Consider the following 26,545-nt stretch of genomic DNA (forward strand, 5'->3'; position numbering starts at 1 on the left):
AAAAAACAAAGGAATGGTTGGATGCAAGTGATTATCACGGATGCGTGGATGGCCAGAACGCGGGCTTTTCACCTGAGCGGCGTCAAGTTGTTGTTCTCGCTATTGCTGCTTTCTGTTTGCTTGATGTTGATATCGGCGGGCATGTATCACTGGGTGTTCATGAAAGGTGCTCGTGAGGGGTGGCCAATCATTGGTTCGCTAGTACGACTGGTTGTGAAAGATGAATTTGCACAACGTGATCGATACGTAAAGGAAAACATTGAGGTTTTGGCCAAACGTTTGGGTGAGATGCAGGCCAAAATGTTGCAGTTGGAGTCGCTCGGAGAGCGGGTTTCCGGTTTGGCCGGCATCAACCCTGCCGACATAGCCATCAAGCCAGGTCAGGGAGGGGCTTTGATCGGTGGACGCGATTTGACGATTGAAGAACTGGACGCCACTCTTTCAGCCCTGGATCTACTTGCCAGTCAGCGGACGGATGTTATGACGGTAATAGAGTCCCGCCTCTTCGAACAGAAGATCAAGAAAATGATGGTGCCCACCCAAATTCCAGTACCCGACGCCAACTTGGGTTCTACATTTGGCTGGCGTATCGATCCCATCACAGGGCGGTCTGCGCTGCATACTGGCTTGGATTTTCCAGCCGCACCCGGTACTCCGATCTATGCAGCGGCGGGCGGAATGGTCGTCACGCAAGAGTTTCATCCGCAATACGGGAACATGCTGGAAGTGGATCATGGCAACAACCTGATAACGCGTTATGCCCATGCTTCGAAGATTCTTGTGAAAAAGGGCGATCTGATCAAGCGTGGACAGAGAGTTGCAGAGGTCGGCAACACAGGCCGATCTACCGGGCCACATCTCCATTTTGAGGTTTTGGTACAGGGCGTTCCCCAAGACCCCCAGAAGTTTTTGAACGCTGGCAAAGGATTGGCTGCATCCCAGGTCGCCGGTTCAAAGACTGCCACAGCGCAACGCTAAAATGGCAGATTAAGCGCGGCAGGTAGGAGCCTCACACTGAGAGCCTTGACTTCCGGAACCGCGCCACCAAATCAATCTGATTAGTAAAAGGACAGCGCCGTTTACAGAGCCCATGGTGGGCTTTTGACTCAGGCTTGCATAGATGGCCATTAACATCCTTACCAAAATTTTTGGCAGTCGCAACGACCGCTTGCTCAAGCAATACCGTGCTGTAGTGGCCCGAATCAATGCACTTGAATCGCAGTTTGAAACACTGACGGATGACGGTCTTCGGGCGAAGACACAGGAGTTCAAAGAGCGCGTGGCCAAGGGTGAGTCTCTGGATGCCATTCTTCCTGAGGCTTTTGCCGTCGTTCGCGAGGGTTCCAAACGCGTCATGAAAATGCGCCACTTTGACGTTCAGATGCTGGGTGGCATGGCGCTGCATTACGGCAAGATTTCCGAAATGCGCACTGGTGAAGGCAAGACGCTGACAGCGACATTGCCGGTTTACCTGAATGCGTTGAGCGGCAAGGGTGTTCACGTAGTAACGGTAAATGACTACTTGGCAAGCCGTGATGCCCGTTGGATGGGCAGGTTGTACAACTTCCTGGGTCTGTCCGTTGGTATCAATCTGCCGCAGGCCCCGCGGGAAGAAAAGCAGCAGGCGTACGCGTCCGACATCACCTACGGTACCAACAACGAGTACGGCTTCGACTATTTGCGTGACAACATGGTGTACGAGGCGCACGACCGCGTGCAACGCGGCCTGAACTACGCCATCGTTGATGAGGTGGACTCCATTCTGATTGATGAAGCGCGTACACCATTGATCATCAGCGGCCAAGCTGAAGACCATACGGATCTGTACATTGCTATTAACAAGGCCATTCCCCGTCTGGTGAAGCAAGAAGGCGAAGCGGATCCCATCACGGGACAAGGCATCACCAAGCCCGGCGATTTCACTTTGGACGAAAAGAGCCATCAAGTCTTTTTGACAGAACAAGGACATGAAGCTGCGGAGGCCATTTTTGCTGAATTGGGCTTGATTCCTGCGGGATCTTCGCTCTACGACCCCGCCAACATTACGCTGATGCATCACTTGTATGCAGCGCTGCGAGCCAATCACCTGTATCACCGCGACCAGCATTACGTGGTCCAAAACGGTGAAATTGTGATTGTGGACGAGTTCACCGGGCGATTGATGACAGGCCGGCGTTGGAGTGATGGCTTGCACCAAGCTGTTGAGGCCAAAGAGGGTGTGCAAATTCAGGCGGAAAACCAGACTCTGGCTTCCATCACTTTCCAAAATTACTTCCGTCTTTACAACAAACTGGCGGGTATGACCGGTACTGCCGATACCGAAGCCTACGAATTTCAGGAAATCTACGGGCTTGAAACGGTAGTCATTCCACCGAACCGGGTCAGCCGTCGTGAAGACCAGTTGGACCGCGTGTACAAAACCACCCGCGAAAAATACGAAGCTGCGATCAAAGATATCCGTGAGTGCTACGAGCGGGGTCAGCCGGTTCTCGTTGGCACCACGTCTATCGAGAACTCAGAAATCATCGCGCAGTTGTTGGAAAAAGAGAAGCTCCCACACCAGGTGCTTAACGCCAAGCAGCATGCTCGTGAGGCGGATATCGTGGCGCAGGCAGGCCGAGCCAAAATGATCACGATTGCGACCAACATGGCAGGCCGTGGAACTGACATTGTGTTGGGCGGCAACATGGACAAAGCCATCGAAGCAGTGGACGCCGATGAATCGCTCACTGCAGAGGCGAAGCAGGCAAAAATTGCGGAACTGCGCGCGCAATGGCAAAAGGACCATGAAGCGATCAAGGCATTGGGCGGCCTGCGCATCATTGCCACGGAACGTCATGAGTCCCGTCGCATTGATAACCAATTGCGTGGTCGGTCCGGTCGCCAGGGTGACCCCGGCTCTTCACGCTTTTATCTGAGTCTTGATGATTCCCTGATGCGCATATTTGCAGGTGACCGCGTCAAGGCCATCATGGATCGGTTGAAGATGCCCGAGGGCGAGGCCATTGAGGCCGGCATCGTGACGCGTAGCATTGAAAGTGCGCAGCGCAAGGTGGAGGCGCGGAATTTTGATATGCGCAAGCAATTGCTGGAGTACGACGACGTATCGAACGATCAACGCAAAGTCATCTACCAGCAGCGCAACGCCATACTGGATGCAGAGGATCTTACTGCGCAAATTGCGGGTCTGAGGGAAGGCGCCTTTGAAGACATCGTCCGTCAATATGTGCCGGCCGAGTCGGTTGAGGAGCAGTGGGACATTCCCGCCCTGCAAAAGGTATTGGTCGATGATTGGCAATTGGACTTGGACTTGCAGAGGCAAGTCACAGACGCCAGTTCCATCACGGATGAGGAAATCGTCGAGTCGGTCACTCACGCTGCAAATGCTGCATTCGAGGCAAAAGTTGGCTTGGTCGGCAAAGAAAACTTCACCCAGTTCGAGCGCATGGTGTTGCTGCAAAGCATTGACACGCACTGGCGCGATCACCTGAGTGCTTTGGACTACCTGCGCCAAGGCATTCACCTGCGTGGATATGCCCAAAAGCAGCCCAAACAGGAATACAAGCGCGAGGCTTTTGAGTTGTTTGGCCAGCTGTTGGACTCAGTAAAAAACGACGTTACCAAAATCCTGATGACGGTCAAAGTCCAATCCAGCGAACAGCTGGAGCAGGCGGCCGACGCTATTGAGACCCGTGGAGAAAGCCTCTCGAATGTGACTTACACAGCACCAACGGAAAGCGGTGATGTGGAGACCACGGTAGACCCCAGCACTGTTCAGGCCACAGCAGCCGATGTGCCCCGGGTCGGACGCAACGATCCCTGCCCATGCGGCAGCGGTAAGAAATACAAGCAGTGCCACGGAAAACTTAACTGAGACTCCCTACATGCCAGTCAATCTTCCTTTGCCCGTTGCTGCAGATCTTTTGGCAATTCCGGGTGTCCGTATCGGTGTGACGGAGGCCGGTGTACGCAAAGCAGGCAGAAAAGACCTGACGGTCATGTTGTTGGATGCAGGCTGCAGCGTGGGTGGTGTGTTTACCGCCAATCGCTTTTGCGCAGCGCCAGTCCAAGTCTGTCGTGAGCACATTGGCTTGTCTGCCGCACGTGCCGTCTTGATCAACACCGGGAATGCCAATGCAGGCACCGGCGCAGATGGATTGGCTCGCGCAAAACAAAGTTGCGCGGCCCTTGCATCCAAGCTTGGTATTCAAGCGGAACAGGTTTTGCCATTTTCGACCGGCGTAATCATGGAGCAACTTCCGGTAGACCGCATTGTGGCGGGGATGGATGCAGCCATTGCAGATGCCCGGGCAGATCACTGGTTGAAGGCCGCTGAAGGCATCATGACTACCGACACCCAGCCCAAAGCATTCAGTGCGACGGCGGTGGTAGATGGCCACCAGGTGTCTGTCACGGGCATAAGCAAAGGCGCGGGCATGATTCGCCCCAACATGGCAACCATGTTGGGATTCATCGCCACCGATGCGTGCATTGACCCGTCGGTGATGTATGCATTGGCACGTGAATTGGCAGAGGGCTCTTTCAACCGCGTCACGGTGGACGGCGATACATCGACCAACGACTCCCTGCTCGTGATCGCCACCAATAAGGCAGGCAATTCCCCAATCACCGATTTGAGTTCGCCCGCAGCCATGGCGTTGAAATCGGCACTGCTGGAGGTGGCCCGCAACCTGGCCCAAGCCATTGTGCGAGACGGCGAGGGTGCCACCAAGTTCATTACCATACAAGTCGATGGCGGGCGTACAGAGGCGGAGTGCCGGTCCGTGGCTTATGCCATCGCGCACTCCCCGTTGGTAAAGACGGCATTTTTTGCCAATGACCCTAACCTTGGGCGTATCCTCGCAGCGGTGGGTTATGCCGGGATAGACGATCTAGATCAGGGCCTGATCGATCTGTATCTCGATGATGTCCATGTGGCGACACACGGTGGACGGAACCCTGCGTATCGTGAAGAAGATGGTCAGCGCGTTATGAAGCAGAGTGAAATTGCCGTGCGCGTCGATTTGGGCCGTGGCAATGCGACTCAGACCGTATGGACCTGTGATCTGAGCCACGATTACGTCACGATCAACGCCGACTACCGGTCCTGAGCGGAGGCACCATGACAGATGCCATGGAGCGATTTTTCGCACGTGCTGAACTGTTCATGCAGCGTGTGGAGGCATCTCTCCCTCACACACTGACAGCACCGGACTGGACCGCGTCAATCGCGTTTCGATACCGTCGCCGTACCTCCGGCCAAGGCGTTATCAGTCCAGTTGCCCATGTGGGGGCTATGGACCTCGACTCCTTGCGCGAAATCGATGATCAGAAGGAGAAGATTTATCGCAACACGGCCCAGTTTGTCCGAGGGGGCTCAGCGAACAATGTGTTGCTCACCGGGGCACGTGGAACCGGAAAATCATCGCTGATCCGTGCTTGTTTGCATGCCTTTGCGCCGCAAGGTCTGCGGTTGATTGAAGTCGACAAAGCGGATCTGATGGACCTTCAGGACATCATTGAGCTCATTGCTTCGCGGCCTGAGAAATTCATTGTTTTTTGTGATGATCTCAGCTTTGATGATGGTGAACCTGGTTACAAAGCTTTGAAGTCCGTGCTCGATGGGTCGGTGGCAGCATCCACGCCCAATGTGCTGATCTATGCGACCAGTAATCGTCGCCACCTGCTACCTGAATACATGTCTGAAAACCAGACCTATAAGCACACCGAAGACGGCGAAGTGCACCCTGGTGAAGGTGTTGAGGAGAAGATCTCCCTCTCAGAGCGCTTCGGTTTATGGGTGAGCTTCTACCCCTTCAGCCAGGAAGAGTACTTGTCAATCGTCAGCCAATGGCTCGGCAATCTTGGTTTCAGCGCTGAGCAAATTTCTGCAGCCAGGTCCGAGGCTTTGCTCTGGGCCCTGGAGCGGGGAGCCCGCAGTGGCCGCGTCGCCTATCAATTTGCCCGTGACTTTGCCGGCCGGCGCGTCTTGTCATGAGTCAGCCTTTGGTCGCTGATCCCTTGCTGGCCCGTGAAGGCGGGAGCAATCGCAAAGTGGTGGAGGTGGCGGTAGGCGTTCTGATCCGAGCTGATGGCGCTTTTCTGCTGACCTCACGTCCTGAGGGAAAGGCGTATGCGGGGTACTGGGAGTTCCCGGGCGGCAAAGTGGAGTCGGATGAATCGATTGAGCAGGCCTTGCGTCGCGAGCTTCAAGAGGAGATCGGTGTCACGATTGCGAATGCCACGCCTTGGCGCGTGGAGCTGGTGGACTATCCGCACGCGTTGGTTCGGCTTCACTTTTGCAAAGTACGTGATTGGACTGGCGAGCTTGACATGCGTGAGGGCCAAGCGTGTTCGTGGCAACAATTACCTGTCCGAGTGCACCCGGTACTGCCTGGCACCATACCAGTATTGGACTGGTTTGCGCAGGAACGCAACTTTGTTGATGCTACAGTTTTTGTAGCTACTGAGGCAGATTGTTCGGGCGGCAGGGCCTGATTTATTGCAGTTTCGGATCCCCGAAAGGCAAATCTTCCGGAGGCGCCTCGGTGGGGACGCGAAAGGCCTCACTGGCCCAAGCACCCAGATCGAGGTTTTTGCAGCGTTCGCTACAAAAAGGCCGGTACAAATTGGTCGGAGCAAAAACGCTGTCCCCGCCACATCCAGGGCATCGGACGATTTTTTCAGTCGCTGCCATGTTTCATTGGGTTGCAAACAGCACGGCTCTTATGAGCAGAGCGTGAGCTCGAAAGCGGTGTCTTGGCCGCATGCATGCAAGCGGTCGTCTGCATCGTGTCGCATCAGGCGTATGGACACCATCAGTCTATTGCCGCTGATCTCAGGTATGACTTGCAACTCGGGTTCGAGTGCCAAGCGCAATAACTGAAATGTCCGACCCTGCGGAAGATTCTGCTGAAACTGGCCACCTATTGCCATTACTTTCTGTGGTGCTCCAGAATCCCGGAGCATTTTGAGCAGCAAGTGAATGGACTCGGCCAAGGGGGCCAGGGTGGAGGCCCAGCGTTGCAGGTCCTGTTGACGAGACTCTGCGCTTCTATGCTGCCAAGCGTAATAGGCGGGCAAATCAAATTCACAGGTTCCACCCGGAATACCTACCCGGCTACGGATACTCATGAGCCAGTCGTTTTCCGTCAGCGACTGCCCGGCTTTTCCTGTGAGTGCATTCAGCGCCGTAAAGCAACCATCCAATTGTGCAATCACTTTGTCCAGTACTGCTTCAGAAATTGCAGGGTTGCCCCGGTATCCATTGAGCGTCTGCTTTTGTTTGTCCAGGTCCTTGAGGACATCGGACTTCAAGTCCGCGCGAGCGCCGACATCCATCACTTCAAAAATCGTGGTGAGCGCGTAATGGTGATCCAGTGGAGAGGCGCGACCCATCAACTCAGCCAAACGGAGGAACAAATGCTCCAATCGCAAATAGGTGCGAATGCGTTCGTTGAAGGGGTATTCGTAGAGGATCACGCTATTTTTTCCGGACGTCGAATCATAGCCCGAACTGCACACTTATTTGCTGCGTCAGGGCCTCAAGTTCGTTCAATGTGATCCCGTCATTGAAGATCACATAATCCGCAGCACGGAGTCGCCTCGCGCGTACGGCTTGAGCCCTCAACACGGCACGAACCTCCGTTTCGGTAAGACCACTGCGTTGCCGCACCCGGTCAATCTGCGTGCCTTCGGTGCAGTCCACTACAACAATGGTTTCGAGGGTTTGGCGCCAATGGCGGGATTCGATAAGGAGAGGGATGTCGTAAACCAGGCAAGGCGCGGACATGGCGTCCGCCCTCAATGTGGCCAGTTCTATGGATGCTTTGACCAGGGGGTGAACAATGGATTCCAAGCGCCGTCTGGCATCCGGATTATTGAATGCCAATTCCCGCATTTTTACCCTGTCCAGACCGCCGTCAGTCCCGATGATGTCTGGACCGAAAGCCAGAACCAATTCGTCGAGGGCGGATCCTCCTCGTGAGGTAGTTTCGCGTGAAATGGCATCTGCATCAATCAGGTAGGCACCGCGTTGGCTGAGGAACCGGGCCACGGTGCTTTTCCCGCTACCCATCCCTCCGGTAAGTCCGACGCGAAAACCCTTGTGCATGTCGCTAAAGGTTTACCAGGCTGCGCAGGTTCTGTGGGCCAAGCAACAAGGCGGTAAAGCCTGCACCCGCCAGGAACGGGCCAAAGGGTACGTATCCACCTTCCCGTAGTCCGGAAGTGAATTTCATGCCAATACCTATCACCGCCCCGATGACCGAGGCCATCAAAATCATAGGAATGAGAACCGGCCACCCGAACCACGCTCCTAGAGCGGCAAAGAGCTTGAAGTCACCATAGCCCATACCCTCTTTGCCCGTGACCAGCTTGAACAGCCAATAAACGGACCAAAGGGACAAATAGCCTGCCACGGCACCCCACAAAGCGGTGCTCAGGCCCACCGGTATCCATTGCAATGCAGCCGCCACCAAGCCCAGCCACAACAGTGGCAGGGTAATGTCATCGGGCAGTAGTGTGGTGTCCCAATCTATCAATGCCAGAGTCAGCAGGCACGCACTGAAAGCGCACCAAGCAAACCCGGTGGGTGTGGGGCCCCATTGCCACGCACAATAGAAGAAAAGACCGCCGGTTACTAACTCAACGATGGGATAGCGAATACTGATTGGTTTTTTGCATTCGGCGCATTTTCCGCGCAATGCCAGATAGCTGAACAGCGGAACGTTTTCATACCACCTTATCCAATGACCACAGTGGGGGCAACGCGATCGTGGTGCCACTAGATTGAATTTTTCAGTCTCAGGGGCCTCAATACCGGAGAGCTCCGCACATTCAACGGCCCATTGGCGTTCCATCATCTTGGGCAAGCGATGGATCACCACGTTCAAAAAGCTGCCGATCAAAAGCCCCAGAAGGCCGACCAGACTTGCGTCCATCCATTGCACACCGGTCATCATCAAACCACTTGGCCCAACTTGAAAATCGGCAGGTACATCGACACCACAATGCCTCCAATGACGGTACCCAACACCACGATGATGATGGGTTCCATCAGACTGGAAATGCCTGCGACCATGTCATCCACTTCGGCCTCAAAAAAGTCGGCAGCCTTGCCCAACATGTGATCAATCGAGCCGGATTCTTCGCCGATTGCGCACATCTGCAGGACCATGGACGGGAATAGATTGGCATTGGTCATCGCCGCCGTTAAAGATGTACCTGTAGAAACTTCCTGTTGAATCTTCTGTGTAGCGCTTTGATAAACAATGTTCCCTGAAGCGCCTCCTACAGAGTCCAGGGCTTCGACCAGAGGCACTCCGGCTGCAAACATGGTGGACAGTGTCCGGGTCCACCGAGCCACGCAGCTTTTGTCAACCATTACCCCGAAGATGGGCAATTTCAACATCAGTCGATCCATGAAGGCCTGTACTTTTTCATTGCGCTTCCAAGCCTGCAAGAAGAAGTAGATGCCGCCGCCGAGCCCACCAAAAATGAGCCACCAATATTCAATGAATATCTCACTCATGGCGATCACAAACAGTGTCGGCGCCGGTAACTCCCCACCGAAGGAAGTAAACACTTGCTTAAAGGATGGAATCACGAAAATCATGATGACCGAAACCACGACAAAAGCCACTACCAGCACGGCAATCGGGTACATCAATGCGGACTTGATTTTGGACTTGATGGCCTCTGTCTTCTCCATGTAAACGGCCAAGCGGTCCAGCAACTGGTCCAGAATACCCGCGGATTCACCTGCCTCGACCAAGTTGCAATACAAATTGTCAAAGTAAAGTGGGTATTTGCGGAATGCAGCGCTCAGCGAGGTACCCGTCTCCACATCGGACCGTATGTCGTTGAGCAATTTGGTTACGCTCGGGTTAGGGTTGCCACGCCCCACAATGTCAAACGCCTGCAGCAAGGGGACACCGGCCTTCATCATCGTCGCCAGTTGGCGTGTAAAAATCGCCATGTCTTTGGGCTTGATGGACTTGCCCGAGCGCATGCGGCGCTTCTTGATCTTGGTGGGTGTGACGCCCTGGCGGCGCAGCATGGACTTGACCTGGTTCTCACCCACGGCGCGGGCTTCCCCCCGCACTTGCTTGCCGTTACGGTCCTTGCCTTCCCATTCAAACACTGCGTCTTTGGTATCCGCAGATTTCGCTGTTGCCATAGTTCCCCCGGGTTATCTTTATTCGTTGGTCACAGCAAGTACTTCTTCCAACGAAGTCAGCCCTTGTTTCACTTTGTGCAGGCCCGCTTGCCTCAAGGATCGCACGCCTTCCAATTCGGACTGGGCCGCAATGTCCATGGCACTACCGTCACGGAGAATGATCCGTTGGATCTCCTCGCTGATCGGCATCACCTGGTAGATACCCACCCGACCTTTGTAGCCGTTATTGCAAGCCGAGCACCCGACAGCGCGGTAGGGCTTCCAGCTGCCGTCCAACTCGGACTCTTTGAAGCCCGCATCCAACAGTGCTTTTTGGGGGACATCTGCTGGTTGTTTGCAGTTCAGGCACAAGCGACGCGCCAACCGCTGTGCCGTGATCAGAATCACGCTGGATGCGATGTTGAAGGGCTGAATACCCATGTTGCGCATGCGGGTCAGCGTTGTCGGTGCATCGTTGGTGTGCAGTGTCGACAGTACCAAGTGCCCCGTCTGTGCTGCCTTGATGGAAATGTCTGCGGTTTCCAAATCCCGGATTTCGCCGACCATGATGATGTCCGGATCCTGTCGCAAGAAGGATTTCAGCGCGGCAGCAAAGGTCAGGCCCGCCTTCTCATTCACATTGACCTGATTCACGCCGGGAAGGTTGATTTCAGACGGGTCTTCCGCTGTGGCGATGTTGACGCCCGGCTGGTTCAACAGGTTCAGGCAGGTGTACAAAGACACCGTCTTGCCTGAACCTGTAGGCCCGGTAACCAAAATCATGCCGTAGGGGCGGCCGATGGCCTTGAGCAAACGCTCTTTTTCTTCGGCTTCATATCCAAGGGCATCAATGCCCAGCTTTGCGCTGCTGGGGTCCAGGATACGGATCACAATCTTTTCGCCGAAAAGTGTCGGCAGGGTACTGACCCGGAAATCAATCACCCGGTCTGCGCCCACCTTGAGCTTCATGCGACCATCCTGGGGTACCCGCTTTTCGGAGATGTCCATGCGGGATATCACCTTGATGCGGGAGGCCAGCTTGTCCTTGATCGCAATCGGCGGGCTCGCAATTTCACGCAACTCACCATCAATCCGGAAGCGCACCCGGTAATGGTGCTCGTAGGGTTCAAAATGCAAGTCCGAAGCTCGCATGCTGAACGCATCCATGAGCATTTTGTGCAGGAAGCGGACAACCGGCGCGTCCTCCACTTCCGCCGTAGCGGCTTGTGTAGTCTCGGTCGCAGCTTCAGCGGCCGTTTCATCAAACTCGAAATCACCCCCGATGATCTCTTCCATCGCCTCGCTGGCAGTCACCGTGTTGGCATCAACCATTTTGGAGAGTTTGTCGTACTCGGCGATGACCCAGTCAAAACCCATCTGGGTGGAGAACTTGATCCGCTCGGCGGCTTGCTGGTCAGAGGGGTCTGCGGTTGCGATGATCAGCCGGTTACCCCGTTTGCTCAGAACCAACACCCTGAATTCGGTGCAGATCTTGGCATCGAGCAGGCCTTTGGGAAGCCTTTGCACGTCCACCGCATCGAGGTCAATCAATGGGGCCGCGAAAGCGTTCGACAACGTCTGGGCCAGATCACCCGCTGATACCGCTCCCGATCCAACCAGCTCCGCCATAAAGCTGCTTTTGCCGGAAACTGCTTTCCGGTAAATGTCTTCAGCGGTTTTTTGCTGAATCTTGCCGGCGGCTACCAGTGCCCGGCCAATGCCCGGAAGGGCTACGGAAGCGGGGTCGCGGGTCGTGGAGTCTGCGGATGCCATAAGTCTTCAAGGATAGCCGAAGCCACGCACCTTCAGGGCCCCGGAATCAAGCGGTTACCAATTTTCGCAGGCAGAACGTGGTGATTTTCACACCACGGGCACGCGATTAAGGTTTTTTCAGTCCGCCACCAAAAGCTGCTCCCGCTGCGTCCTTGGCGGAAAGTTTGGGTGCAATACTCATGGCAGGCCACGCAATGGCCAAGGTGGGGTCGTTCCAAGCGATGCAGCGCTCATGCTCCGGGGCGTAGTAGTCGGTGGTCTTGTACAAAAACTCCGCAGTTTCCGAGAGCACCACAAAGCCATGCGCCAAGCCCGGCGGCACCCACAACTGTCGCTTGTTGGAGCCAGACAGGATTTCGCCGACCCATTTGCCGTAGGTGGGGGAGTCGGGGCGTATGTCCACCGCCACGTCAAACACCTCCCCCGCCACCACCCGGACCAGCTTCCCTTGGGGCTGTTGCACTTGGTAGTGCAAGCCACGCAAAACGCCGTATCCGGATTTGGAGTGGTTGTCCTGCACAAAGGGCAAGCTCACTCCCGTCACCTCGCGGAACACCCGTTCGTTGAAGCTCTCAAAAAAGAAACCACGCTCATCTCCGAACACCTTGGGTTCGAGCAGCAGCACATCCGCAATGGCGGTACTCGTCACGTGCATCAAAACACCTTTTCTTTGAGCAAGCGGAGCATGTACTGACCGTAGCCGGATTTCGCCAAGGGTTGCGCCAGCGTTTGCAGCTGCGCATCGTCAATCCAGCCACTGCGCCAAGCGATCTCCTCAGGGCAGGCCACTTTCAGGCCTTGACGGTTCTCAATCGTGTGGATGAATTGGCTGGCCTCCAGCATGGACTCATGTGTGCCCGTATCCAACCACGCGTAGCCGCGGCCCATGGTTTGTACGTCCAGCGCACCGCGTTCCAGGTACATCCGGTTCAGGTCCGTGATTTCCAGCTCGCCCCGGGCGGAGGGTTTCACCTGTTTGGCCATCTCCACCACATTCGCGTCGTAAAAGTACAGGCCGGTGACCGCGTAGCGCGACTTGGGGGTCTTGGGCTTTTCTTCCAGGCTGATCGCTTTACCCTGGGCATCAAATTCCACCACGCCATAGCGTTCGGGGTCGGTGACGGCGTAGGCAAATACGGTGGCGCCCGTGGTCTGCGCCGTAGCGCTTTGCAGCAGGCCTGCAAAGTCATGCCCGTAAAAGATGTTGTCGCCCAGCACCAGTGCGCTGGGCGCACCCTCCAGAAACGCTTCGCCGATCAGGAAGGCTTGTGCCAGACCGTCCGGCGAAGGCTGCACTGCGTATTCAATGTGAATGCCCCACTGGCTGCCATTACCCAAGAGTTGCTCAAAGCGCGGGGTGTCCTGCGGGGTGCTGATGACCAGGATGTCCTTGATGCCCGCCAGTAGCAGCACGCTCAAGGGGTAGTAGATCATCGGTTTGTTGTAGATGGGCAGCAGTTGTTTGCTGACCGCCTGGGTGGCCGGGTACAGGCGGGTGCCCGAGCCTCCAGCTAGGATGATGCCTTTGCGGGGCTTTGTAATCGTGGTGCTCATGGTTATTTCCCTGCGATCTCGATCAACATGCGCTTCACGCCCTCCTGCCAAAGGGGCAGCCGCAGTCCGAAGGCGGTTTGGAATTTGTGGGTATCCAGGCGCGAGTTCAGCGGGCGCTGGGCCGGTGTGGGGTAGCTGCTGGTGGACGTCGGTGCCACTCTGTCTGCGGTGGCTTTGAGCGGCAGCCCCAATGCTGCCGCCTGCTCCAGGACGAACTGCGCGTACCCGTGCCAAGTCGTTTCGCCTGCAGCAATGCAGTGGTACAGCCCGGCCAGCTCAGGTTGGGTTTGCAGGCTGCGGATGGCATGCGCGGTCACATCGGCCAGCAGCTCTGCCGAGGTGGGCGCGCCAAACTGGTCGTTGATGACGGTGAGCGTATCCCGCTCGCCGGCCAGGCGCAGCATGGTCTTGGCAAAGTTTCCACCCCGGGCGGCGTACACCCAGCTGGTACGCAAGATCAGGTGCTTGGGACAGGTTGCCACCGCTTGTTCACCCTCCAGCTTGGTCTGGCCGTACACGCTCAAGGGGCCGGTGGCGTCGGTCTCTTTCCAAGGCACGTTGCCGCTGCCATCGAACACATAGTCCGTGCTGTAGTGGATCAGCCATGCTCCTGTTTTGATAGCTGCTCGCGCAAGTGCTGCGGGCGCCAGGGCGTTAATTGTTCTTGCAAGTTCGGGCTCGCTTTCGGCCTTGTCGACCGCAGTGTGGGCTGCAGCATTGACGATCACGTCGGGTTGCACAGCCTCCACCGTGCGCTCCAGTCCGGGTAGGTCGGTGAAGTCGCCGCACAGGCCTTGCGGGTTGTGGCGGGCGTCAAAGTCCAGCGCCACCACCTCTCCCAGAATGCTTAATGAGCGTTGCAATTCCCAGCCCACCTGGCCTCCTCGGCCGAACAGCAAAATCTTCATGCTGCGGCCTTGCTGCTTGCGTCTTGGCCGTATTGCTTGCTCACCCAATCGCGGTAGCCACCGCTGAGCACGTTCTCCACCCATTGCGGGTTGTCCAGATACCACTGCACGGTTTTGCGGATGCCGGTCTCGAAGGTTTCAGCGGGTTTCCAGCCCAGTTGCTGCTCGATCTTGCGGGCGTCAATGGCGTAGCGCCGGTCATGGCCGGGGCGGTCGGTCACATAAGTGATCTGCTCTTTGTAGGGTTTGCCGTCCGCGCGGGGCTTGAGCTCATCCAGCAGGTCGCACACCGTGTGCACGATGTCCAGGTTGGGTTTTTCGTTCCAGCCGCCCACGTTGTAGGTCTCCCCCAAAACACCGGCCTCCAGCACGCGGCGGATGGCGCTGCAATGGTCTTTCACATAGAGCCAATCGCGGATTTGCTGGCCGTCGCCGTACACCGGCAAGGGCTTGCCGGCCTGGGCGTTGACGATCATCAACGGGATCAGTTTCTCGGGGAAGTGATAGGGGCCGTAGTTGTTGCTGCAATTGGTGGTGAGTACCGGCAGGCCGTAGGTGTGGTGGTACGCGCGCACCAGGTGGTCACTAGCCGCCTTGCTGGCACTGTAGGGGCTGTTGGGCTCGTAGCGGTTCGATTCTGAGAAGGCCGGGTCAGTCTTCGAGAGTGAGCCGTACACCTCGTCGGTGGAAACATGCAAAAAGCGGAAAGCCGTCTTGGATTCCGCGGGCAACGCGCCCCAATACGCACGCACACTCTCCAGCAGGTGGAAGGTGCCCACAATGTTGGTCTGGATGAACTCGCTTGGGCCATGAATGGAACGGTCCACATGACTCTCGGCGGCAAAGTTCAGCACGGCGCGCGGCTGGTTTTCTTGCAGCAAGCGGTTCATCAGTGCTGCATCCCCGATGTCGCCTTGCACAAACACGTGGGCGGGGTTGCCTGCCAAGGAGGCAAGATTCTGCAGATTGCCCGCATAGGTGAGCTTGTCCAGGTTGACGACGGTTTCTGATGATCCGCTCAGCCAGTCCAGCACAAAGTTGCTGCCGATGAAGCCGGCGCCGCCCGTTACCAGAATGGTCATATTGAATTGCGTCGTAACGTGGAAATGGTCCTGATTATCTTCTGACCCAACTTACCTCAGCCGCAGTTAGCCAGTCAGTCCGTATGGGCCAATCGTCCGGACTATTTCCAAAACCGAAGGCTTTCCTCTATCATTGTGTAACAACTTGTTACCGCCAGTGTCAGTGAATGCCCTCCACTCCCATCCGTCAGTCCGGCTTTACGCTCATTGAGCTTGTCATGGTCATTGTCATCCTCGGCATTTTGTCGGCGGTGGCCATCCCCAAGTTTGTGGATTTGCGTGGTGATGCGCAAACGGCAGCCACGCAAGCCTTGGCGGGCGCCATTACCACCGGGTCTGTCATTAACGTGTCCGTGCGAAGGGTCAACCCTGGCAAGGGTCAAGTCGTGAGCGATTGCACCCACGGCGCGAGGCTCATTGAAGGCGGCTTGCCCTCAGGTTACAGCTTGGGTGGCAGTTTGCCTTTGCCGGTTCCGGCCGGCACGGAGGTGATGTGCACCCTCAACGGACCGAACGGATCCACTGCCAGCGCTACCTTGACCGGCATACTTTGAATAAGGGAGATGAAAAATGAAACTTCAATACATGCAAGCCCTATGCGCCGCAGCCCTCGCACTGGGTAGTGCGGTCAGCGCCAACGCGTTGACGCTTACATTTGACGAAATGAGCAGCCCCGCTGATGCCGCAAGCTACGGCGTGGTGCTACAACACAGCAGCGACAATCACTACGTGGTGCCGAGTGCAGGCTTTGTCTCGAACGCCGGCGGTGGCAGTGTGCTGGCCTACTATGGGCTCGGAGCCCACAGTGAAACCCTTACCCTGCTCCCCAGCCTCAATTCACTTTTTTCGCTCAACAGTCTGGACCTGGCCGGCCTGATGGGCAGCGGCGGTGGGCAACTGTCGGATCAATTCTCCATCCGTATCAGCGGCATCCGCATGGACGGCACCCAGGTCGGAGGGCTGCACGCTTTCAGTTTGACCCCCGGCACCTTCACCCACTATGGCAGCAACCACTTCACCGGCTTTACGGGGCTGAAGTCCGTCACCTTCAGCGGTATAGGCACCGACGCGGCCCGCTACGTGGGGGTGGACAATATTGCGCTCACCATTAGCCCCGTGCCTGAGCCCGAGACCTATGCATTGTTGCTTGCCGGCTTGGGGCTGCTGGCGGCGGCAAGCCGCAGGCGCAGGGCGGACTGATCGAAGGCCCGCCAATCCGCTTTACAGCTTGCTGGCGGTCTTCAAAATGCGCAGCAGGCACTCATCGCACAGTCGCTTGGCACTGCGAACACTGGTGCTTTCGGCGTAGCAGCGCAGTTCAGGGGCGTTGCCGCTAGGGCGCAAATGCACAATGTCGCCCGACGCAAAATGCACTCGAAGGCCATCGGTTTCATCAATGGCTTCTACCGGCCCTGCCTGGGGCGCCATCACATTGCGCAGCAGCACATGGTCATTGCGCAAGCTTGCAATCAGATCGCGACTGCTAGAGGTCGCAAAGTTCTGAATACGATCGCTGGCCGTAAAGCGCTTGGGCAGGCGGTAGCCCACTTCTGACATTTTGAGCGTTTGCGCCTTGGCGCCACACAGCAGCGCCAGCATGGGTAACACCGCATCCCGGGTGGGCAGGGGGCCAAGCCGCTGCCCGTTGCGCAGCACTTGGCTGCCCAGCAAAAAGCCGCCATTGGCCTCGTAGCCCACCACCAATTCCGCACCTGCATGAGCCGCCTGTTGCATGCCCTCAATCACATAGGGCGACCCAATACGGGTTTGCACCACCTGAGCAAAGCTCTCGGTGCGCTCCAAGGCGCTGTTGCTGCTCACCGGCGTTACCACTGCGGTGGCATGCAGGTACTGGGCAGTCAAAATGCCTACCACATCGCCGCGCATCCATTCGCCTTTTTCGTCGCCGATCAAAGGGCGGTCTGCATCGCCGTCGGTCGAGACAATGGCGTCAAAGTCATACAGCTCTGCCCATTCACGGGCCTGCTCAATGTCTTCGTGGCGCACGGCTTCGGTATCTATGGGCACAAACACATCGGTGCGCCCCAGAGAAATCACCTCGGCACCCAGTGCCTCCAGAATTTTGCGCAACACATCCCGAGCCACGCTGCTGTGCTCGTAAACGGCAATCGTCTCCCCGTCCAGGGCGTTGGCACCAAAAAAACGGATGTAGCGATCCAGATACGCCTGCTCCACCCGCGGGTCAGGAGCGGGCAGTTTGGGCAGCGTGAGTTGCTTGGGCAGGCCCACCAGAAAGTCGAGCATGGCCCGCTCATCCGCCTTGGTGATCTCGCCGTCCTCCCGGTAAAACTTGATGCCGTTGCGGTCAAACGGAATGTGGCTGCCCGTGACCACAATCGCTGGCGAGCCACACTGCGCAGCGTACAAAGCCAGCGCTGGGGTGGGCAAGGCGCCACCGTAAATCACCGTCATGCCCAGGCTCTCGATGGCGGCTGCACATGCAGCTGCAATTTCCGGGCTGCTAGGGCGCAGGTCATGCCCCAGCACGATGGAGGTCGCTTTGGGCACCACCGCATTCAGGAAGGCCGTGGTGTAGGCGTGGCACAGGTCGGGCGTCATGTCGGCCACCTTGCCGCGTGCACCACTGGTGCCGAAGGCCACGCCGGACTGCGTGGCCATGTCTTGGAGGGTCAGTACTGTCATAACTACCCCGCTTGATCAGCGCCCGATCGCTTGGTACTCAATCCCCATGCTGCGGATCATCTTGGGGTCGTACAGGTTACGGCCGTCGAAGATGACCGGTTGCTTCAGCTTGGCCTTGATGGTGTCGAAGTCGGGGCTGCGGAACTCGCGCCACTCGGTCACGATGATGAGCGCATCCGCCCCCTCCAGTGCCGCGGTCTGGTTGTCGGCATAGCTCAGGCGGGCCTCATTGGGGAAGCAGTGTTGCGCCTCCTTCATGGCTACCGGGTCATAGGCCGTCACGGTGGCGCCCGCGTCCAGCAGGTCCTGAATCACATCCCGGCTAGTGGCCTTGCGCATGTCGTCGGTGTTGGCCTTGAAAGCCAAGCCCCACAGTGCAAAGTGCTTGCCTTTCAGGTCCGCACCAAAGCGCTGTAGTACCTTGCGACCCAGCACCCGTTTTTGCGCGTCGTTGGCTTCTTCAACTGCGTTCAACACCTTGAGGTTGATGCCCGCATCGGTTTGTGCAGTCTTGATGAGCGCCTGCACATCTTTGGGGAAGCACGACCCGCCATAACCCGCACCGGCATACAAAAAGTCATAGCCAATGCGCGGGTCAGAGCCAATGCCCTTGCGCACGTTTTCAATGTCGGCACCCAGCTTTTCGGCCAGGTTGGCCAGTTCGTTCATAAAGCTGATGCGGGTGGCCAGCATGGCGTTGGCGGCGTATTTGGTCAGCTCGGCACTGCGAATGTCCATCACGATCAAGCGGTCGTGGTTGCGCTGAATGGGGGCGTAGAGGGCGCGCATATTGAGCGCAGCTTGCTCGTCATCGCAGCCCACCACAATCCGGTCCGGCCGCATGAAGTCATCAATGGCAGCGCCTTCTTTCAAAAATTCGGGGTTGCTCACCACGCTGAAAGGCGTGTTCACCCCGCGCTTGGCCAGCTCGTCGGCAATGGCGGCCTTTACGCGGTCTGCAGTGCCCACGGGCACGGTGCTCTTGTCTACCACCACCTTGTAGTCGGTCATGTACTTGCCGATGTTGCGGGCGGCCGCAATCACGTATTTCATGTCGGCTGAGCCATCTTCATCGGGCGGGGTGCCCACCGCAATGAACTGCACCGTGCCGAAGTGCGCGGCTTTTTCCACATCGGTGGTGAAGTGCAGGCGGCCTGCCGCCACATTGCGCTTGACCATCTCTTGCAGGCCCGGCTCGTAGATGGGAATGCCGCCGTCCTCCAAAATCTTGATCTTGGCCGGGTCCACATCCAGGCACAGCACATCGTTGCCAACATCCGCAAAACACGCGCCTGACACCAGGCCCACGTAGCCGGTTCCAATCACAGTAATTTTCATCTGTCACTCCCTCTCAAATTTAAACAAAATTGGCCAATGGCGCCCATGGAACATGCGCGAGAAGCTATATTTTTGATAGCAATATGGTATCCACATAGTCTTTGGTGAAGCGGTGCACCTCGGCAGAGGCCTGTGCCTCGGCCAGCGGCCACCAGTGCAGCGCGCTGTGCTGGGCGTCGGCCGCAGCAAGCTCGGTGCCAGCAGGCAGTTGCACCAGGTTGCCCATCACTACATAGTGGGTGGACACCCCCACATCCCCCGCAAAACAGTCAGTGTAAAAGTGCTCAAAGGCACCCATATGACGGGGCGGCACCGGCAAATCAGCCAGCAGCAGGCCCAGCTCGTCGTGCGCCACCCGGGCCAGTGCTGCCTGCATGGTTTCGTTTTTGCGGATGCGCCCGCCCGGCACAAACCAAAAGCCCTGTGCCGGCCGGTTGTTACGCAAGCCCAACAATATCTCGGTGCCGCCGCGCACCACCACCAGGTCCATGGCCACCAGGGGTGCCGCGTCTACTACGCCCAAAAAAACGTCTTTACTCAGCATGGCGGCGCGTCAGCAGTTGGCGGGCAGCACCCGCAATAAACAAAGTGTTGGTCACCAAGTACCGTCGCCACAAGCGGCGTGGCTCAGACACCAAGCGGTGCAGCCACTCCAAGCCCGCGTTTTGCATCCATAACGGTGCACGCTGAATGGTGCCTGCCTGGTAATCAAACGCAGCGCCCACCCCAATCATCACCGCCTGAATGCGCCCGCGGTGCGCAGCCATCCACAACTCTTGCTTGGGGCAACCCAAGCTCACCCACACCGTGCCCGCGCCCGATGTATTGATGCGCTCTACCACCGCAGCATCTTCCTCAGCGGTGAGTGCGCGAAACGGCGGCGAATATGCCCCCGCCACCCGCAGTGCCGGGTAAGTCGCTGCCAGCTTGGCTTGCAAGATGGTGAGCGTTTCTTCGGTGCCGCCGTACAGGTAAATCGACTCGTTGCGCCCGGCCGCCTCTGCACAGTATTTCCACATCAGGTCCGGCCCATTAATGCGCTGCTGGTTTGCGAAACCCAGCTTGCGCATCATCCAGGCGACCGGGGCCCCGTCGGGTGTTGCCATATCGGCTTGCGCCACCACGGTGCCAAATGCCGGGTCTTGCCCAGCGGTTACTACCGAGTGCGCGTTGCAGATGCACACATAGCGGCTTTCGCGTGCGGCAGCCCAAGTCGCTATGCGCGAGAGGGCGTCGGGCCAAGTGACTGCGTCGATCGGTGCCCGAAGAACTTGTACTGTTGTTTTCAGCATCGTCATGGGTTCAACCCGGCTTTCACTTCCGCAATAGCGGACTCATAAATTTCTATCAACTGTTGGTAATTGCGCTCAGCAGTGAACTCTGCCTCGTACTGTTTGCGTGCCTTATGGCCCATGCTTGCCATGGCCTCCGGGTTGGCCATCGCCCACCGCATTTTTTGGGCCAAGTCGTCAGCATTACCCGGCTCAAACAACAGACCGGTTTCGCCGTCTTTGACCAACTCAGCAAGCGCGCCGATTCGACTGGCGATCACCGGCAGGCCGCAACCCAGCGCTTCCACCAGCGTTCGAGGAAAATTCTCGTACCAAATGCTGGGCAACACCATTGCCATGGCCGCACTCATCTCATGGCGCACTTGCTCCATTTGAAGGGCGCCGAGTGCAGTCAGCCCCGGCACCTCGTTTAATAAGGGCGCATCTGGCCCTGTGCCAGCAACTCGAAGCGTGCTGCCAGCCAACTGGCGTTGGGCGTTGACCAGCACATCGACTCCTTTCTCGGATGAAAGGCGGCCCACAAACAAAAAGCCCTGCCGCGCAGCAGGAGCTGGCGGTTCGAAGTCCACAAAGTTGGGTTTGATGGCAATCCGCTCTGCAGGAAGGCCGCCTTCAATAAACTTGCCGCGGCAAAACTCGTTGAGTGCGATGTAGCGGGTTACCTTGTTTTGCCAGGTGCCCATGGCACGGTGCACCGTGACCATGCCGGCCAGCACGGTGCTCTGCAACACCGAGCCACGGTAGCAGCCCCTGGCGGCCCCACGCCATGGCACAGTGCCCAAGCAGTCCTCACACACCTTACCGTTGCGCAGAAACATGGCTTGGGGGCACATGAGTCTGAAGTTGTGCAGGGTTTGAATCACCGGCACCCGTAGCCGTGTTACAACCCAGTAAATAGCGGGCGATATCAGCGGAAACGTGTTGTGGACATGCACTACGTCTGGCCTGAAGGTGCGTACGGTGTTTTCAAAGTCGGAAGCCACGTCCTTCGCCCAAACGGTGTTTGCAGCGGCTGCGACCTTAGACATTGAGGTTATGGCATCGTTGTGGCGGGTGAATAGCTCAACCTCATGGCCCTTACTACGCAACAGGGCAACTTCGGCCTCCATGACCGTGTCTTCACCGCCTTTGTGCTGGTAGGCGTTGTGGACCATTAATGCACGTAACAAACTTCTATTACTCATTGGACGGCTGGAGTACACGTGCAGGATTGCCGACTGCCGTCGAGCCAGCAGGAATGTCGGTTACGACGACGGCGCCAGGTCCTATCGTTGCCCCGGCTCCTACAACTACCCCCCCCCACAACAACAGCGTTTGGGTAGAGAACTACGTTGTCTTCAATGATGGGCACACCCGCATTTCTGCCATGGCGCTTAGAGCCTATAGTGACACACTGGAAAAGCGTTACGTTTTTTCCAATTCTGACCCCAGGATTGATGGTGATACCGAAAGGGTGCGCGATTCTCACGGGGTTTTGGAGTGCTGGTAATTCAATATGCAAAACGAGACCAACCAGCTTTCGGAAAATACTGGGCTTCTTGCCTGTAAATACCCAGTTGATTAATTTATTCATTCCCCCTAGGGGGTCACTGCGCACGTCACGTGCATCAACATTTTGAGGAACTTGTTTCATTTTGGATCGCCCACTTTTAGACAGCGCTCTACGCCATCCGCAAAATTACGAGCCATGTTTTCTACCGTGTATTCGCCCCCACTTTTCCTGCAACCTAGCTTCATGGCATTCAGCCTGGCAGGGTCGGTGAGAAGAGCAATGGCTTGTCTGACGTAGTCGTCTAGGCAATTTGTCGTCATTAAGCCATTAACGCCGGGCTCCAAATACACAATCTCGGGGCTATGAAGGCCACAGTCGGTGGTGAGCATTGGCACTTCACACACAAACGAATCTAATATGCCCAGCCCCACCAAACCAGGGTTGAGCATCACAGTGGCGCTGGCCAAAGCGAGCACTTTGTCGCGACCTTTCAGCATGCCGCCAAAGTGCGCCCATTCGTGCTTGGCACAAAAATCCTCAACCAATGATTTCTGCGGACCCGCACCGACCAGCAGAAGCTCAAAGTCAGGTACCTGTGATCGCATGGCCCCTGCCGCTTCGAACAGAAATTCGAGCCGCTTCTCTTGGTAAAAAGAGCCTAGAAATATTCCTAGAAGGCCATTGCCTATTTTTTGGGCTGCACGCCAATTAGCAAGTTCTGAAGGGGTGATCGATTCAAACTGACTACGCATTTCCGCCGTATCGATTGCGTTGTTCAATACGGTGATTCGGTCGGCTGGGAAGCCACTTTGAGCGATCAAAGGTCTGCTGTGCTCGGTGTAGCCAAACCACCAATCTGCCCGGCGAGCCACGCGGCGCTTGAATTTTTCGCGCCAGGAGCCTGGGTTACCTTGCAGGTTCGCACCATGACCCCACAAAGCCACTTTGTAAGGTACGGGTGCGAATTGGTGCCACAGGTTGCAAACCAGCTTGTTTTCTAAGGCTATGACGAGCATCTCTGCCTGATTACAAACGCTCTTTAGTGGTTGGTAGCAAATGCGCCCACCCCAGAAGTATTTGGTGGCTAACTTGTGTGCCCAAGCGATCTCTGCGCTGTCGTTTTTGCCTTGCTCTTCAGCTGTGCCAACTCCGTAAGCAAGCACGAGCTCCAAACCACGCTCCGTCATTTGCTGGCGAAGGCTCTCGAAGAACGCTAAGCGGTAATGCGTCATGCGGCGTTGAACGACCACTATTTTTTTATGCACAAGTAGCCTCCGGCATCGTCGCAATGTGTATGACCCTTGCCGGGTTACCTACAACGGTGGCCCCCTCCGGCACGTCTTTGACAACCACCGAGCCTGCGCCGATACGTGCACCACTGCCTACGGTGATTGGCCCCAGTATCACTACATGCGCGCCAATATCAACATCGTCCCCGATGGTGGGTGCAGCCCGTGTACCAAAAGGTAAGGTTTCCTTTACGCCAATGGTGGTGTTGTGGCGCAAGGCTACATTGCGGCCAATAACGGTTTGGTCGTTTACAACTAAACCCATACCATGATAAAGGCGCAGACTTGGGCCGACTTGGGTGTTCCAAGGAAGTTCGATGCAGAGCACCCACTCAATGAGTAAGCGGTAGAAGACCAGATAGGGAATCCCGAGCCAAAAGATGGGTTTCGGTGCTCTCCTGATTTTTTGGGCCAGGCGAAAGCTAAGTAGAACGAGCCGCCCTTTGGTGTTGCCGGTATTGACTTTCCAGTCTTGAAGGATGTCGCGCATTGTGGGTTGGTCTCGAGGCGTCAACGCGGTGTTGCGAAAAATGGTTTACCCAGCATGGTCAAGTTAGCCAAAACAACAAGGGCTTGACCGTGTTCTTCCAGGCCAGGGTCTCAGCCATTGCAACCATGTGCTCGGGCTGCAGTGTCGGCAAGGCCGCATAAAACTCGGTGATTCCCCGTGCCAGTGCATTACTGTCGAAGGGCTCTACAAGTACTCCGGTCGCCGGTGTCACTAGGCTGCTGAAGCTGCCTACGCGAGTGGTGATCAATGGCGTCCCCAGAGTCAGTGCGAGCAGCAATACACCGCTTTGGTCGATATGCCTGTACGGCAGCACAATGGCGTCTGCAGCGGCAAACACCAGGCTAATTGCGGATTCATCGAGGTAGCCGTTCCTCCAGATGGCTTTCTTGTTCTGCACCAGGGTCTGCAGGCGGTCACGCATCGCCCGGCCGTACTCGGAGTCCGGACAGCGTCCAGCGACGAGCAGTCGGGTTCCGGCATGGCGCTCGAGTGCGTCGAGCAGCAGGTCCAGGCCTTTGTAGGGAGCCACTCCGCCGAAGAACAAAAGCACGCGGTCGTTTGCTTCAAAGCCCAGCGACTCGCGGGCCTGTGCAGGGGTCAGGCTGGACTTTTCCACTGCGTCGTTGGCCCCATGCTCCACCACCACAATCTTGCGGCTATCGATGCCGAATTCGCGTGTCAGCGCCTGGGCAGTCTCCGGGGTATGGACGAGCAACAAGTGCGGCAGGCGGTAGATGAGCCAGTAGAGGCATTTCATCCACGCCGTGTGTTTGTCGTGGGGCAGGATGTTGTGTACTGTGAGGCAATAGCGCCGTGCGACGACGCGCAAAAAAAAGCCTTCGAGAATCCCGACCAGTAGTTCGGGGTTTGTCAGTCCGATGACGCATACCTGGGCTTGTCGGTGGGTGGCCACATGCCGTAGCAACTTGAAGTGGTATCCCACCATGTTTTTGAGCTTTGCCCAGCGGCTACGGTTGGGAGATTGCGGGCCCCGGATGTTAATGAACTCAACCTGCTCGGCAAGCTTGTCTGCGAGAGTGGTGTCTGAGCCCAGCAGTGTGACCTGTACATGGTTCTGGGCCAGGCCATTGGCAAAGCCCAGTTCGTAGTGCGACTGAAAGCCGTGCGATACGAGAATGGAGCTGTGCATGCTACTGAGCTTTTGCTTCGGAGACGATGCCATGTGGATGGAGGCTGTTGGGGTCATGGTTGTTCTGTGAAAAGTTTCACTACCGGGCCGGCTGTGGTGGATGTCGTGGGCGCATGCCAGACGGCCGTGCCGTCCAGGGCCATCCATTTGCCTGGCAGTGGCGGGGCGATCTGCAGCTCGGCCTTGCGGGCAGATGGGTCCAGCCACATGGCGATTTGGCGCTTGCCATTGGCTGCGGTGAGCTGGCATTGCCAAATACCTTGCACATCGCGGTCACAGCGATGCAGGGTGCTGCGTAGCAGCATGGAAATCGTTTGTCCAAACACATCGGCAAGCGGCCGGCGCTTTCGTGTCTGAGGGTTGATCATTCCCATCTTGGTGTTGTCCCAAGAGTAGGTAAAGAAGCGCTCAAATCCCATGGCCCGTACGAGGAGCAGATCGCGCGGCAGATAGGCTTGTGCGGTCTCCTCGGACACCATCCAGTTTCGCTCCCATTGCGACCAGGTGGCCGTCTCATTTGGCATCCAGTAGCCGGACTCGGTGTTCCAGAGCTCAAGCTTTTCGTATCCGGCCGCTGCAAGGTTACTCCGCAAGCGCCGAATTGGAGCAATCAGCGTCTCTGGCGGGCTGCCGCCGTGGTAGAGATGGTATGCGACTGCATCCACATAGGGTCCTGCGCCCGCCGCCAGGAGTTGCGCTGGCCATTCGAGTCGCTGATCCAGTCCTACGCCGGAGGGCAGTATGGTTTTTGCCAACGGGTCGATCTTGCGGATCTCTTGGCTGGCCGAGCGGACCAGCTCGACCATCATGGGGATGGAGCCGGAGTAGAAATTTTTCTCCGTCGCCTCATTCGAGATTTCGTAGGCCTCCACGCGGCCCCGGTAGCGCGCTGCCACAGTGCGCACATAGTTGCGCCAGGTCTCGAGGTCTGCGGGCTCCGCAGCTGTGCCCAAACCATACGCGCCCTCTTCGTTGGGGCGTACCGAAGCCCAGCGCGGTGTAATGCCCAGCGGCAGCACAACTTTGACACCGCGCGACTCGGCCCAGCCGACAAACTCGTCAAGCCTTTCGAATTGCCAGTTGCCGCGCTGCGGTTCCACATGCAGCCAGCCTGTGCGCGTGTCCCATAGGCGCAGTGATCCAAGCGGAACATCTGGCCAGTTGCGTTGCTTGTCCGCGTTGTGCACATGTCCACCAAAATAGGCCTTGCCGAAAACTGCATTTCCGCCGGGGGGAACTAGAGTTTCAGCCGTGATCGCGGCCATTGATATTAGGGGCCACAACGCAAACAGGGGCGGCAGCAATAGGACCCTGAGCAGGGCGGGGAGGGTGA

General features: G+C 57.0%; 26 protein-coding genes. 7 read left to right on the top strand and 19 right to left on the bottom strand.

What is annotated here, in order from left to right; all coding sequences use genetic code 11:
• Positions 1–21 precede the first annotated feature (21 nt).
• The 5 genes from RAN89_RS07305 to RAN89_RS07325 all read left to right on the top strand — a co-directional run bounded on the left by RAN89_RS07305 (position 22) and on the right by RAN89_RS07325 (position 6,498).
• On the top strand, positions 22–978 hold the full coding sequence (locus tag RAN89_RS07305) for a M23 family metallopeptidase (protein WP_313868940.1): 957 nt from the start codon (positions 22–24) through the stop codon (positions 976–978).
• A gap of 142 nt (positions 979–1,120) precedes the next feature.
• Positions 1,121–3,874 (top strand): preprotein translocase subunit SecA, encoded by a 2,754-nt coding sequence (gene secA, locus RAN89_RS07310; RefSeq protein WP_313868941.1) that lies wholly within the window; start codon positions 1,121–1,123, stop codon positions 3,872–3,874.
• 10 nt (positions 3,875–3,884) lie between these two features.
• Positions 3,885–5,111: a bifunctional glutamate N-acetyltransferase/amino-acid acetyltransferase ArgJ gene (argJ, locus tag RAN89_RS07315; RefSeq protein ID WP_313868942.1), complete on the top strand. Its 1,227-nt coding sequence runs from the start codon at positions 3,885–3,887 to the stop codon at positions 5,109–5,111.
• Positions 5,112–5,122: 11 nt separating this feature from the next.
• Complete coding sequence (locus RAN89_RS07320; RefSeq protein ID WP_313868943.1) at positions 5,123–5,998, top strand: ATP-binding protein; 876 nt, start codon at positions 5,123–5,125, stop codon at positions 5,996–5,998.
• Entirely contained in the window at positions 5,995–6,498 is a 504-nt protein-coding gene (locus tag RAN89_RS07325) for an NUDIX domain-containing protein (RefSeq protein ID WP_313868944.1), read from the top strand. Before RAN89_RS07320 ends, RAN89_RS07325 begins: the two co-directional genes overlap by 4 nt.
• Position 6,499: 1 nt before the next feature.
• Here RAN89_RS07325 and RAN89_RS07330 read toward each other — a convergent pair whose 3' ends face one another.
• The 10 genes from RAN89_RS07330 to rfbB form a co-directional block, all read right to left on the bottom strand.
• Positions 6,500–6,697: a DNA gyrase inhibitor YacG gene (locus RAN89_RS07330; protein ID WP_313868945.1), complete on the bottom strand. Its 198-nt coding sequence runs from the start codon at positions 6,695–6,697 to the stop codon at positions 6,500–6,502.
• Positions 6,698–6,726: 29 nt separating this feature from the next.
• On the bottom strand, positions 6,727–7,482 hold the full coding sequence (zapD, locus tag RAN89_RS07335) for a cell division protein ZapD (RefSeq protein WP_313868946.1): 756 nt from the start codon (positions 7,480–7,482) through the stop codon (positions 6,727–6,729).
• Positions 7,483–7,504: 22 nt separating this feature from the next.
• Positions 7,505–8,113 (bottom strand): dephospho-CoA kinase, encoded by a 609-nt coding sequence (gene coaE, locus RAN89_RS07340; RefSeq protein WP_313868947.1) that lies wholly within the window; start codon positions 8,111–8,113, stop codon positions 7,505–7,507.
• 4 nt (positions 8,114–8,117) lie between these two features.
• Positions 8,118–8,960, bottom strand: a complete 843-nt coding sequence (locus tag RAN89_RS07345; RefSeq protein WP_428984501.1) for a prepilin peptidase — start codon at positions 8,958–8,960, stop codon at positions 8,118–8,120.
• A gap of 2 nt (positions 8,961–8,962) precedes the next feature.
• Positions 8,963–10,180: a type II secretion system F family protein gene (locus RAN89_RS07350; RefSeq protein WP_313868949.1), complete on the bottom strand. Its 1,218-nt coding sequence runs from the start codon at positions 10,178–10,180 to the stop codon at positions 8,963–8,965.
• A gap of 18 nt (positions 10,181–10,198) precedes the next feature.
• Positions 10,199–11,932, bottom strand: coding sequence for a type IV-A pilus assembly ATPase PilB (gene pilB, locus RAN89_RS07355; RefSeq protein ID WP_313868950.1), 1,734 nt, complete (start codon positions 11,930–11,932; stop codon positions 10,199–10,201).
• Between the two features lie 106 nt (positions 11,933–12,038).
• The gene (gene rfbC / locus RAN89_RS07360; RefSeq protein ID WP_313868951.1) at positions 12,039–12,587 is read right to left on the bottom strand and encodes a dTDP-4-dehydrorhamnose 3,5-epimerase; all 549 of its coding nucleotides are present in this window, start codon (positions 12,585–12,587) and stop codon (positions 12,039–12,041) included.
• A complete protein-coding gene (gene rfbA, locus RAN89_RS07365) occupies positions 12,587–13,474 on the bottom strand; it encodes a glucose-1-phosphate thymidylyltransferase RfbA (RefSeq protein WP_313869357.1) in 888 nt (295 codons plus the stop codon). The genes rfbC and rfbA overlap by 1 nt, the downstream gene beginning before the upstream one ends.
• 14 nt (positions 13,475–13,488) lie before the next feature.
• Positions 13,489–14,394, bottom strand: a complete 906-nt coding sequence (gene rfbD, locus RAN89_RS07370; protein WP_313868952.1) for a dTDP-4-dehydrorhamnose reductase — start codon at positions 14,392–14,394, stop codon at positions 13,489–13,491.
• Positions 14,391–15,476, bottom strand: coding sequence for a dTDP-glucose 4,6-dehydratase (gene rfbB / locus RAN89_RS07375; RefSeq protein WP_313868953.1), 1,086 nt, complete (start codon positions 15,474–15,476; stop codon positions 14,391–14,393). Before rfbB ends, rfbD begins: the two co-directional genes overlap by 4 nt.
• Positions 15,477–15,643: 167 nt before the next feature.
• On the opposite strand from rfbB, the gene RAN89_RS07380 reads away from it, so the two are divergent.
• Positions 15,644–16,030, top strand: a complete 387-nt coding sequence (locus RAN89_RS07380; RefSeq protein WP_313868954.1) for a pilus assembly FimT family protein — start codon at positions 15,644–15,646, stop codon at positions 16,028–16,030.
• Between the two features lie 16 nt (positions 16,031–16,046).
• On the top strand, positions 16,047–16,676 hold the full coding sequence (locus RAN89_RS07385; protein ID WP_313868955.1) for a PEP-CTERM sorting domain-containing protein: 630 nt from the start codon (positions 16,047–16,049) through the stop codon (positions 16,674–16,676).
• 21 nt (positions 16,677–16,697) lie between these two features.
• Here RAN89_RS07385 and RAN89_RS07390 read toward each other — a convergent pair whose 3' ends face one another.
• From RAN89_RS07390 to RAN89_RS07430, 9 genes are all read right to left on the bottom strand, one after another.
• Complete coding sequence (locus RAN89_RS07390; RefSeq protein ID WP_313868956.1) at positions 16,698–18,140, bottom strand: phosphomannomutase; 1,443 nt, start codon at positions 18,138–18,140, stop codon at positions 16,698–16,700.
• Between the two features lie 15 nt (positions 18,141–18,155).
• Positions 18,156–19,478 (bottom strand): UDP-glucose dehydrogenase family protein, encoded by a 1,323-nt coding sequence (locus RAN89_RS07395; RefSeq protein WP_313868957.1) that lies wholly within the window; start codon positions 19,476–19,478, stop codon positions 18,156–18,158.
• Between the two features lie 64 nt (positions 19,479–19,542).
• Positions 19,543–20,022 carry a GDP-mannose mannosyl hydrolase gene (locus tag RAN89_RS07400; RefSeq protein WP_313868958.1) on the bottom strand — a complete coding sequence of 160 codons (480 nt, stop codon included), beginning with the start codon at positions 20,020–20,022 and terminating at the stop codon, positions 19,543–19,545.
• The gene (locus tag RAN89_RS07405; RefSeq protein WP_313868959.1) at positions 20,012–20,776 is read right to left on the bottom strand and encodes a WecB/TagA/CpsF family glycosyltransferase; all 765 of its coding nucleotides are present in this window, start codon (positions 20,774–20,776) and stop codon (positions 20,012–20,014) included. Before RAN89_RS07405 ends, RAN89_RS07400 begins: the two co-directional genes overlap by 11 nt.
• Positions 20,773–21,924, bottom strand: a complete 1,152-nt coding sequence (locus tag RAN89_RS07410) for a glycosyltransferase family 4 protein (protein ID WP_313868960.1) — start codon at positions 21,922–21,924, stop codon at positions 20,773–20,775. The genes RAN89_RS07405 and RAN89_RS07410 overlap by 4 nt, the downstream gene beginning before the upstream one ends.
• Positions 21,925–22,399: 475 nt before the next feature.
• Entirely contained in the window at positions 22,400–23,527 is a 1,128-nt protein-coding gene (locus RAN89_RS07415) for a glycosyltransferase family 4 protein (RefSeq protein ID WP_313868961.1), read from the bottom strand.
• Complete coding sequence (locus tag RAN89_RS07420; RefSeq protein ID WP_313868962.1) at positions 23,520–24,041, bottom strand: serine O-acetyltransferase; 522 nt, start codon at positions 24,039–24,041, stop codon at positions 23,520–23,522. The genes RAN89_RS07415 and RAN89_RS07420 overlap by 8 nt, the downstream gene beginning before the upstream one ends.
• 58 nt (positions 24,042–24,099) lie before the next feature.
• Positions 24,100–25,269 (bottom strand): glycosyltransferase, encoded by a 1,170-nt coding sequence (locus RAN89_RS07425; protein WP_313868963.1) that lies wholly within the window; start codon positions 25,267–25,269, stop codon positions 24,100–24,102.
• On the bottom strand, positions 25,266–26,477 hold the full coding sequence (locus RAN89_RS07430; protein WP_313868964.1) for an endo-1,4-beta-xylanase: 1,212 nt from the start codon (positions 26,475–26,477) through the stop codon (positions 25,266–25,268). Before RAN89_RS07430 ends, RAN89_RS07425 begins: the two co-directional genes overlap by 4 nt.
• Positions 26,478–26,545 lie beyond the last annotated feature (68 nt).

The sequence above is a fragment of the Rhodoferax mekongensis genome (assembly GCF_032191775.1).
Taxonomy (GTDB): Bacteria; Pseudomonadota; Gammaproteobacteria; order Burkholderiales; family Burkholderiaceae_C; genus Allorhodoferax; species Allorhodoferax mekongensis.

Coding starts and splice junctions, on each gene's coding strand:
- RAN89_RS07305 (WP_313868940.1), top strand. CDS start 22: ATGCAAGTGATTATCACGGATGCGTGGATGGCCAGAACGCGGGCTTTT.
- secA (WP_313868941.1), top strand. CDS start 1,121: ATGGCCATTAACATCCTTACCAAAATTTTTGGCAGTCGCAACGACCGC.
- argJ (WP_313868942.1), top strand. CDS start 3,885: ATGCCAGTCAATCTTCCTTTGCCCGTTGCTGCAGATCTTTTGGCAATT.
- RAN89_RS07320 (WP_313868943.1), top strand. CDS start 5,123: ATGACAGATGCCATGGAGCGATTTTTCGCACGTGCTGAACTGTTCATG.
- RAN89_RS07325 (WP_313868944.1), top strand. CDS start 5,995: ATGAGTCAGCCTTTGGTCGCTGATCCCTTGCTGGCCCGTGAAGGCGGG.
- RAN89_RS07330 (WP_313868945.1), bottom strand. CDS start 6,697: ATGGCAGCGACTGAAAAAATCGTCCGATGCCCTGGATGTGGCGGGGAC.
- coaE (WP_313868947.1), bottom strand. CDS start 8,113: ATGCACAAGGGTTTTCGCGTCGGACTTACCGGAGGGATGGGTAGCGGG.
- RAN89_RS07345 (WP_428984501.1), bottom strand. CDS start 8,960: ATGACCGGTGTGCAATGGATGGACGCAAGTCTGGTCGGCCTTCTGGGG.
- RAN89_RS07350 (WP_313868949.1), bottom strand. CDS start 10,180: ATGGCAACAGCGAAATCTGCGGATACCAAAGACGCAGTGTTTGAATGG.
- pilB (WP_313868950.1), bottom strand. CDS start 11,932: ATGGCATCCGCAGACTCCACGACCCGCGACCCCGCTTCCGTAGCCCTT.
- rfbC (WP_313868951.1), bottom strand. CDS start 12,587: ATGCACGTGACGAGTACCGCCATTGCGGATGTGCTGCTGCTCGAACCC.
- rfbD (WP_313868952.1), bottom strand. CDS start 14,394: ATGAAGATTTTGCTGTTCGGCCGAGGAGGCCAGGTGGGCTGGGAATTG.
- rfbB (WP_313868953.1), bottom strand. CDS start 15,476: ATGACCATTCTGGTAACGGGCGGCGCCGGCTTCATCGGCAGCAACTTT.
- RAN89_RS07380 (WP_313868954.1), top strand. CDS start 15,644: ATGCCCTCCACTCCCATCCGTCAGTCCGGCTTTACGCTCATTGAGCTT.
- RAN89_RS07385 (WP_313868955.1), top strand. CDS start 16,047: ATGAAACTTCAATACATGCAAGCCCTATGCGCCGCAGCCCTCGCACTG.
- RAN89_RS07390 (WP_313868956.1), bottom strand. CDS start 18,140: ATGACAGTACTGACCCTCCAAGACATGGCCACGCAGTCCGGCGTGGCC.
- RAN89_RS07395 (WP_313868957.1), bottom strand. CDS start 19,478: ATGAAAATTACTGTGATTGGAACCGGCTACGTGGGCCTGGTGTCAGGC.
- RAN89_RS07400 (WP_313868958.1), bottom strand. CDS start 20,022: ATGCTGAGTAAAGACGTTTTTTTGGGCGTAGTAGACGCGGCACCCCTG.
- RAN89_RS07405 (WP_313868959.1), bottom strand. CDS start 20,776: ATGACGATGCTGAAAACAACAGTACAAGTTCTTCGGGCACCGATCGAC.
- RAN89_RS07410 (WP_313868960.1), bottom strand. CDS start 21,924: ATGGTCCACAACGCCTACCAGCACAAAGGCGGTGAAGACACGGTCATG.
- RAN89_RS07420 (WP_313868962.1), bottom strand. CDS start 24,041: ATGCGCGACATCCTTCAAGACTGGAAAGTCAATACCGGCAACACCAAA.
- RAN89_RS07425 (WP_313868963.1), bottom strand. CDS start 25,269: ATGACCCCAACAGCCTCCATCCACATGGCATCGTCTCCGAAGCAAAAG.
- RAN89_RS07430 (WP_313868964.1), bottom strand. CDS start 26,477: ATGGCCGCGATCACGGCTGAAACTCTAGTTCCCCCCGGCGGAAATGCA.